This window comes from Streptomyces sp. NPDC058674, from assembly GCF_042716505.1.
Lineage (GTDB): Bacteria > Actinomycetota > Actinomycetes > Streptomycetales > Streptomycetaceae > Streptomyces.
The window spans coordinates 1-7677 of the sequence record NZ_JBHXSC010000123.1 but is presented as its reverse complement, the minus strand read 5'-3'; the positions used below and the strand labels follow the sequence as shown (position 1 = coordinate 7677).

4 protein-coding genes and 2 pseudogenes are annotated in these 7677 nt (G+C 62.9%); 1 reads left to right on the top strand and 5 read right to left on the bottom strand.

What is annotated here, in order from left to right; all coding sequences use genetic code 11:
• Positions 1 to 390: 390 nt before the first annotated feature.
• The 4 genes and pseudogenes from ACFWU6_RS33250 to ACFWU6_RS33235 all read right to left on the bottom strand — a co-directional run.
• A pseudogene (locus ACFWU6_RS33250) lies at positions 391 to 654 on the bottom strand (transcriptional regulator); the annotation flags it as partial.
• 572 nt (positions 655 to 1226) lie between these two features.
• Positions 1227 to 2078, bottom strand: coding sequence for a hypothetical protein (locus tag ACFWU6_RS33245; protein ID WP_383985173.1), 852 nt, complete (start codon positions 2076 to 2078; stop codon positions 1227 to 1229).
• 16 nt (positions 2079 to 2094) lie between these two features.
• A complete protein-coding gene (locus ACFWU6_RS33240; protein WP_383985170.1) occupies positions 2095 to 4704 on the bottom strand; it encodes a hypothetical protein in 2610 nt (869 codons plus the stop codon).
• 15 nt (positions 4705 to 4719) lie between these two features.
• The gene (locus tag ACFWU6_RS33235; RefSeq protein WP_383985167.1) at positions 4720 to 5523 is read right to left on the bottom strand and encodes an alpha/beta fold hydrolase; all 804 of its coding nucleotides are present in this window, start codon (positions 5521 to 5523) and stop codon (positions 4720 to 4722) included.
• A 1518-nt stretch (positions 5524 to 7041) separates the two neighbouring features.
• Here ACFWU6_RS33235 and ACFWU6_RS33230 point away from each other — a divergent pair.
• Positions 7042 to 7185: a hypothetical protein gene (locus tag ACFWU6_RS33230; RefSeq protein WP_383985165.1), complete on the top strand. Its 144-nt coding sequence runs from the start codon at positions 7042 to 7044 to the stop codon at positions 7183 to 7185.
• A gap of 374 nt (positions 7186 to 7559) precedes the next feature.
• On the opposite strand, the pseudogene ACFWU6_RS33225 reads toward ACFWU6_RS33230, so the two are convergent.
• A pseudogene (locus ACFWU6_RS33225) lies at positions 7560 to 7677 on the bottom strand (restriction endonuclease); the annotation flags it as partial.

Here is a 7677-nt window from a genome sequence, read left to right as displayed (position 1 = left end):
CCATCGTCGTCCAGTCCGTCCACAACACCGCCCACCGTCTCGCCTGGTCCAACTGGCGACGTCGCCATCAGGCCCGATCCCAGACCAGCCACTACCGGCGACAAGCCGCAACGCAGACATGAAGATCACGATCTACAGCTGGAGTACTAGGCAACCTGGCGCTTGGTGCGGTCCAGGTCGTCTTCGTAGTCGCTGTGATGACTCAGTCTCAGAGTGCCTGGCGGTGGCTTGTCCTCTTGATGGGGTTCCTGGGAGTGGTGGGCGCTTGGCGTGGGGTGGCACTGGCGATGCAGGACCTCCGACGGCGCGGCGCCGCATCAGCGGCAGAGTGAGACGACCCGCAGCGGCCAGTGCCTGAAGTTGCGCATTGTCGTCGGCCTGCCGCAGGACGCCGGTCTCTTCATCGCGTACGGCGTAGGTCGGCGGGTGCAGGGCGGTCATGAGCTCGAGGCCGGTGACGGCGGTGGAGCCGCGCGGCGTCATCACCCGGGCCGCGTACGCGCCCAGGACGCGGGCGAGCTCCGCCGGCGACAGCTGCCCGGCGGCGCCCCAGAACCGGGCGTCCAGCGCGTTCCAGGAGGGGATGCACAGCTGGACGCACTGGCGGTCGGAGCCCTTGGCGGAGCGGTAGATCCGCGCCCACGGCCCGAAGCCCACTGACCTTTGGACAGCGGCCGCGTTTCCGCCGGGGCGGGCACAGAGTGAGCGTGGCCGGCACCGCCGCAGAGACGGGGGCGGCCGCGTCGGCCGGGGCCGGGTAGAGCTTCGCGAGCTGCGCCAGCAGCCGGGCGTACGCGTCGCGCTCCGGCGGCCGTGACTCCGTCTTGCCGGACTCCCACCCGGACACCGTGGCCGGCGCACTTTCCATCCGCTGGAGTGACGGCGAAACCACCCTGCACCGCGACACCCGCACCAACAGCAAACAGATGCTGATTGCTCCAGCATGACAACAGGCGGGGCGGGCCATCCACTCAAGACCCGCCCCGCCGCGGTGCGCGCCAGGTGGGTGCGGTCCCGCGCCGGACAGGCGCTAATGCAGGACGCCGCCCCGGAGGATTCCTCCCCCGCGCATGTCCCGGGTCCTGACGGTGGGCTCTCCACCCCCAGGCCTGACCGCCGCTGAGCCTGCCGGAGATGACTGCCGCGCGCCGCGGTGCTCACTGCCCGATGTCAGATCCACTTCTTCGCCCGGCACTGCATGCCTGGGATGGGCTTTAAGAAATTGCTTACTTGCCCTCTTCCGCAGTGAAGTCCACGACCAGCTTTTGCTTGGCCGTCCCCGATCCGATCTCAATCACTGTGCACTTTTCGTCCCCCTGCACAGAGACCTGTTCTTGAGACTGGGACCAGGGGAGTTTTTGGATCAGGTCGCTGATGTCCTGCGCGTCCTGTGTGACTACTCCCACCAGAGCAGCCGCGGCCGTGATGCTCACCAGGGCGTCTCGGATTCTCACCGAGCGGGAGGAGAGCTCATTGGCAGCTGAAGGGTACGCGCTGATCGCCTGCGTCGTGGCCTGATCGATTCCGGTCAGGCCGCTGACGCGGTAGTCGTCAACCGCGTCGATGAGGGATACGAGGCTGTCTTCAAAGTACTCCAACAGATCAGCCGGGATGTTGAGGGACATTACATCCGTCAGGCAATGCGTCAGGCGCTCGCGGAAGTTGTAAATGGTATCCAGTGGCACTGAGGCCGACAGGACCCTGCCTGTGGGGTCAAGGGTTCTGCCAATCGTTCGCAAGTCGGCGACTGCATTCTGCCCGAGAGATCGTCTCCACGAGTCCCAGTCGGTACCTTGGACGCCCTTGGCGAAGTGCCCTTCAATCCTCGTGAGCGTCGTACCGGGGCCGGAGTCGAGAGTTTCCGAACGATGCAGCAGATCACGCCGGATAGCGAGCGGATGAGACCAGAGACGTGTCATCCTGCGAAGCGCCACAGAATTTTCCGTCTCGGAGATTTCCAGTGTTTCGTAGAGAACTTCATAGGCTGGACGGTCCGGGTCGGCTCTACCGATCCGCGCGGCTTCGGTCAGAATGCGAGCCAACTTCGCTGACGCCTCGGCGCCACGCCAGTTATCCATTTAAACACTCCGTAAGCTATTGGGTGTTTGCTCGCACATCCATCGCCGCGAGCAACTCGCTGATGCTGTCTCTGACCCCAAACCAACCGATACTCAGCAGATCGGTCGATATCTGGGCTGTCTTGCACGACTGAGCGAAGCTGTCGGATGCCGAAACGGCAGCTGTTTTCCACAGAACCTCTTGCAGCGCACGCGCAGAAAGAGTGGCGGCGTCAGGGGCGATTTCATCCCACGGCGTACCGGCATCCAAGAGTGCCCTGATGGCCAGGGCCCCATCCAGTTCCGCTCCGACACTCATCCAAACTTCCCGGGATGAGCGGAGGAAGGCAACAGAAAGATTCCTGTCGAGGTTCTCGAACTCGTCCCCCACGTGCGCCAGAGCCACCAAGGACATCGCTGTCGTTTCGATCGCTGAATTCCAGCTGCCGGTACCGCTTTCCCACACTCCACCCCGGGAAACGCCGGCGAGCCAGTCGGCCGCCTTCCGCACCCTACGGCTGGTCTCAACCGTCAGGCCGGCCGTGCCCAAGCCCAAAAGAACCCGTGCGGTGACCCACGGCACCTCCGGAGGATAGAAAGCCCCGCACGGAAGTTGCTGCTCTTCGACCGCCGGGACGATGTGGCGCAGTGCGTACTCCGAGTCGGCCAGGGCCTCGGCGCACAAGTAGACACCACTGGCCCAGGCACGGTGCATCCTGTCCATGTCTGTGCCCTCGACGCGCCGCTTCCTGAGCACGTCGTTCCCTGCAGCAGCCAGCATCCTTATGCGTATTTGTTCGAAGTCCTCCTTCGTGGCCAAAGCCTCCGTATCAATTTTCAGCTCCTGCCCGTCGACAACACACACCCTCCTTAGGAATTCGATACTCGGCCTGGCTGCCTCAGCGGCGCCAATAGCCGTGAGTGCTTCGAATGCATACATACATGACGACGGAGTTCTTCCCCAGGTGGCGTCTTTTTCCTGCTGCCGGTGAAGCCTTTCAACGAGCGCGTTGAAGCACGACCAAATGTCGACGACATAACGTGCCCGCTCGTCCAGTGCGCCTTCGTCCCGGAAGTCCGCGCGGGCGCAGATGGCACGCAGTGCTTCAAGGGCACGGTCGGCCGGAAGCGATTCAAGATATGCAGTTACCGCCATCTCCGCGGAGGACACCCCGCCGGCATCCTGGCAGCGGTTCCAAGCGCCTTGGGCGGTGAGCCACTCGGTCAGGAGACCGCACAAGGATCGATGGCCGAGCCGTATCGAGGTCCCCTGCGTTCTGATATTTCCAGCTGTTGTTAAAGCGTCCAGATCGGACTCAAAGGCTGCCGCAGAGCGGAGCAGGAAATTGCGCGAGACGGGAATGTCGTATCGTCCGAGTGTGGCTGTTACCAGCAGAATCCGCTCCGCGGAAGCGCGGGACTCGGACGGATCGCATTCGTCGTAGAGGTTCTGAACGTATGAGCGGGCGATGACGCCGTCCAGTTCATTCTGGTCTGCTGAGCCACCTGCTGCCCTGATCGCCAAGCGTAGGAGATTGAGGTCCTCGCCGTATCTTTCTCCCAAAAATGACCGGACCTCGTGCGAGAGGTTTACTCCAAAACGGCGCAGGATCTGCGCGGTAACCTGATGCGGATTGATGGGAATGGCATGGATCGACGGGGAGAAAATCTTTGCGCGATGGCTGTACTCCCGCCAGCTGGTGGCACACAGAGTAATTTCTGATGACTGATAGGGCCGCACCTCCTTGCGGAGCGCAATGACGCCGAGGATCAGCTCCGCACAGCTGGGGTTGCTCTGGAGGTCGTCTACAAGGATGATCGACTTTTTAGGCGCTTCGAAGAGCAGGTAGTTAGCAAGGGTGATGTCTTGTAGGTGGGGTTCGCCGAGGTCAATTTTGTACACGTCCATGGCCTCATCCTGCAGAAGTTCTGCGATCTGCAGGATAAGCGTTGATTTGCCGCTCGAGCTGGGACCGACGACCATCACGTCCCTGCCCGCCAGCAAACGTGACTTGATGTGGTCCCGCTTCGGGTGGCTTACAAGGGCTTCTCCGAGTTGATTGGTGGCCGAGAGCCCGTGGATGGGGGTGGGTTCAGCAGCGTTCAGCGCACGCGCATAGTCGCGTAGTTGCGGCTCTTCGATCTCGAAGTCGCGCAGACTCCTTCGCTCCGAAAGGCCGCGATGGAGTTTTCCTGAGATGAGCACGCGAAGGCCGTTGTCGTTACCGACGACGTAGTCCAGCTCCCGCGGTGATACCAGGATCCCGTACTGCCTGATGAAGTCGAGGTACGGCAGATCCTCAGAGATCAGAGGACAGACCGGACTCGGCACCACCCGGAGCACCAAAGGGGTCCCGGGTACGGTCGTCAGCTCGTCGATGACCCGCAGGCGTCCGCTGTTCTCGAAGCTGGCAGGCGGCAAACACTCGGCAACGACCTCCACGTCGAGCCAGCCGTGCGTCATCGTGATGTTGCTCTGCAACACGGCCTCGTCGTGCTCGGCTCTCGCCACCTCCACGGACATGGTGCCGTACTTGGCCTGCAGGTCGGATATCCCGAGCTCCGCGATGCGCAGGTTTTCTTTTGTCGATGCCGACCAGCGTGGACGCCAGAGCCCTTCTTCGCGTAGATCTCGGTACTGATGCACCTGTCCTGCCCGCGGTTAGAGGTTGAGGTCGTCGAGAAAGGCGCTGACCTTAACGCCCAGTTCAGGCTCCTTGCCTGCAAAATTGTGAGGCGCGCCCTCGATAACGAAGGCATGCTGTTTCGTGAGGGATTCCACCACGATCTGCGGGGCCGGGAAACTCGCGAAGTCATCCGAGCCCAGTGCCACCAGGGTGGGGCACGTGATCGCTTGCAGGGCGTTGAGGTGCGTTCCCGCGCGGGAGGGGAAGACGTCCCATTCGCCGCCGGTCAGAGTGGCGGCAAGATACATGGCGCTGTTCAGGGGCCACAGGCCGAAGACATCCTCGGGGATGAAGGAGTTCTCGCCGAACTTCGCGGCATGAGCTTCGATGGCCCGCCGGTTGGCGTCGATCTCCTCCGCTGTCTTGCCGCCGTAGAAGGCGACAGGATCGAATGGGGAGAACAGGACCGTGGCCCTCACCCTGCGGGTCAGACTGTGGTTGTTCTGCCAGGCATGAATGATTTTCAGCGCGCCGAGACTGTGCCCTTGCAGGATGACGGTAGCGCCGGGCGGTGCCAGTTCGGCCACCCATGCCTCCAGAGCGCTGATCGAGTCGCTCATGGATTCCGCGATCGATCCGCCGTCGTGGCTGGGCAGGTTGACGGCTGCGTACCGAATACCACGGTCGGCATATACGGGAGCCAGTGCCGCAACAAACGGGTTCTCGTAGAAGTTCCCCCACGTCCCGTGCAGGTGAAGGGCGACCACATCACCGGATCCGTGCGCCATTCCGTGCAACAGTCCGTCACCGAAAGGAACTGTGACAAGCTCGAACTGCATTCCTGTTACCTCTTCTCTAATACCACACGGGCATACCTGGTTGCGGCCAGTTCGCCTGGCACCTCTGCAACTTCCCAGGATTGAAGGTGGAATTGACTCTTGAACATGGCTATTGCTGCGGATTCCGTGAGTAGTGGATTGGTGCGCATTCTGAGAGCGTAGGTTTCGGCCTTTGTAGCGATCTCCTTGCAACTGGGACGTAGGTCGGACTCTAAAGGCCCCCACTTCCTGTGTGCCCTCTCTCCGAATGAGCGGGCCAGGTAAGGTAAACGGTCCGATGCCGGACGAGAACTCAGCCGGACCGTCGTAAGGACTTGGCCTGCCGGAACGAGGAGGCGGTTCCAAGCCGTCAACACCTGCGTCTGCTCTGCCGCCGAGAAACGGCTGAGGAAAGCATCGGTGCAGATCAGGTCGAACTCCGACGGCCGGGTTCGGGAAACTTCTCGTACGTCGCACATCATCGTTCCGACCACCTTCCCGAGGCGATCGGCCAGCAAGGTTGATGCGTACAGCGGCGTCGGGCATAGGTCTACCACGTCGACTTGCACGGAGCGTGCAGTAGCCACGCCTGCTTGCAGTACATAAGCGGGCGTTGAAAAATCTGCCGTCCCGGTGACCGCGACACGATGACGCCCGGCCCTCAGAGAGGCAGTTAGATTCCTTGAATAAAATTCATGATGCCAGGTAGGAGCCGAGACCAAGTCCATGAGTCTTAGATACGACCAGGCTCCGTGGTACCAAGAACAGTTGTCGTCGTCGACCTGACTCGACTGGCAACGCAACTCGGCAAATTCTGCGAGAGTATCGGCTGTTGCGAGTATATGCTGGTGAAGCTCGCGCGTGAAACCTGCTAAATCTGTCACCTCGACACCCGTGAGGACATGCTCATTCGAACGTGCATGTGAAGCAGCACGTCCCCCTGCGCGATCCCTCATTCACCCTCCGAACGCGTGCATCCTCTGCTCGTCTAGTGTGGCGGCCTGGCCATCGGCATGCCAGCCTTTTTGCTGAAATTGATTCCCATCGCTACGAACCATGATCTACTCGGGCCCATGCCCGGGCGGCGTCGGCGGCTTCTTCGCGGTCCGCGGTTTTGGTGGGGGCCCGCATGCCTGGTCTCGAAGCCATGGACGCGGGCGTGCTCGAAGGACGGCGTCACCCATTGCCGCGTCTTGCCGTCCCAGCGGGCGTCCTTCAGGAGCCCGGACCCCGGAATGTCGACGCCGACGAGGATGAGGGCCCGAGACTTCCTTGAGGAAGCACGCCGCCCACCCTCATCAAGCCGCCTGACGACAAGGCCGTCATCGAGCTCACCCCCGACAGGCTGAACCCCTACCTGGGCGTGTGCGCCGGCGATCCTGCCGCCGCCCTCGCGCTCTACCGGTGGAACAGCGATCTCGCCGCTGCGTTCTTCGAGCCGCTGGGACACCTGGAGATTATGCTGCGCAATGCGGTCGACGCCCGGCTCGTGGCCAACAGCGCAGGGGACGCCCCGCGGAGTGGTACGCCGACACGGCGGTGCCGCTCAGCGGCAAGGCCCGCGCCGACATCGTCCAGGCGCAGCAGCGCGCAGGCAGGGGTGGCAGGGCGGCCACCCCGCGCGGAAAGATCATCGCGGAGCTGAGCTTCGGGTTCTGGCGCTTCCTGCTGGCCCGCCAGTAACAAGACCACCCTCTGGCCCGACCTCGCAGGTGCCTTCCCCCACGCTCCCAACCGTGCCCTGACCACGGTGGAGGACCCGGTCAGGCGAACTGCACAAGTTCCGCAACCGGATCGCCCATCACGAGGGCATCTGGCACCTGCCGCTCGAAGCCCGCCGTGATGACATCCAGACCGTGCTCGGCTTCATAGCGCCCGCCGCCGCGGCCTGGGTCGCCGACGCGTCGCGTATCGACGACGTTCTTGCCCGCCGCCCCTGAACCTCGTGCGGTCGATTCACGCCGCTCTCGCCAAGGGCGCTGTTCCCGCCCGCTCGGTTCGCCCCTGCGCGTCGTAGAAGCGACCAGACGGCTTCGTGATGACCTGCGGTTGGCTGCTCAGGACAGGGTGGTCGGCCTTAGGGGCGGGGGGATGGCCCGGAGCAGCTCCCACAGGGGGCGTGAGCCGGACGCCCATTCTCCGAGGGTGTGGCGGTCGATGACGTGGAGGCGCTGC